The 949-nt window shown below is 62.8% G+C and carries 1 protein-coding gene; it reads right to left on the reverse strand.

What is annotated here, in order from left to right:
- Positions 1 to 74: 74 nt before the first annotated feature.
- Positions 75 to 949: porin (locus AC1DY9_RS23370; protein ID WP_477667806.1), on the reverse strand; the 875-nt coding region annotated here is incomplete at its 5' end.

The raw sequence follows: 949 nt of genomic DNA on the forward strand, positions 1-949 counted from the left end.
ATGACAAAAGCCCGCCGGAGGCGGGCTTTGCGTATCGGCTTTGCGTATCAGCTAGTTACGCCAGCTCCTGGCGCTCAGAAGTTGTGCTGAACGCCAACCCCGTACACGCGGATCACGTCATTGGCAACGCGGTTGTTCGGGTCCGAGCGGTCATAGAAGCCGTACAGCGAAGTGCGATTGCTCATCTTGTAGGAGTAGCCCGCCTGGAAGCGCTTGAGCTTGCCCGCCGGATCGCTCTGGACATCCTTGCGGATGTAGTTGGCCATGACCTTGCTGCTGGGCGTGATGTCCCACGAAGCGCCGATCATCTGCGCCGCCACCTTGCTGCGCGACAGCGCATTGCCCTGGAAGTTGTCACGGTTGTAGACCGCCCAGGCCCGGATATCGCCGAAGTCGTAGGAGCCCACCAGCATCCACTTGTTCCTGAAATCGTTGAGCAAGGCGCCGCCACGTTTGCTGTCCCTTCCGTAGCCGACGCCCAGGCCCAGCGGGCCGCCGCCTTCACCGTAGCTCAGCGAGACGTCGGTCTGCTTGTAGTCGCTCTCAAAGCGGACCGGGCCGGCCGCGGTTTCCGGCAGGCCTTCACCGTTGAAGTAATGGCCGGCGCGGAAGACGAAGTTGCTGATCACCGGGCTGGCATAGCCGATGGCGTTCGAGACACGTGTGCGCGCGTTGAAGATGGAGGTGCCAATCGCGGTGGCGCCGGCATCGTGGATGACGTACTCCACGTTGCGGCCCAGGATCGCATAGATGGGCGTGCGGCTCGGTGCGGCCGAGTCGATGCGCCCGATATTGACCACGCCAAAATCGCCGCTGATGCCGACGTAAGAGTTGCGGTAGACGGGCGAGCTTGACGCGCCGGTATCCGAAGAGATTCCCATCTCCAGGCCAAAGAGCGCTTTCAGCCCTCCCCCCAGGTCCTCGGTTCCCTTGGCTCCGAACCGGGACG

This window comes from Polaromonas sp. P1_F6 (genome assembly GCF_056405695.1).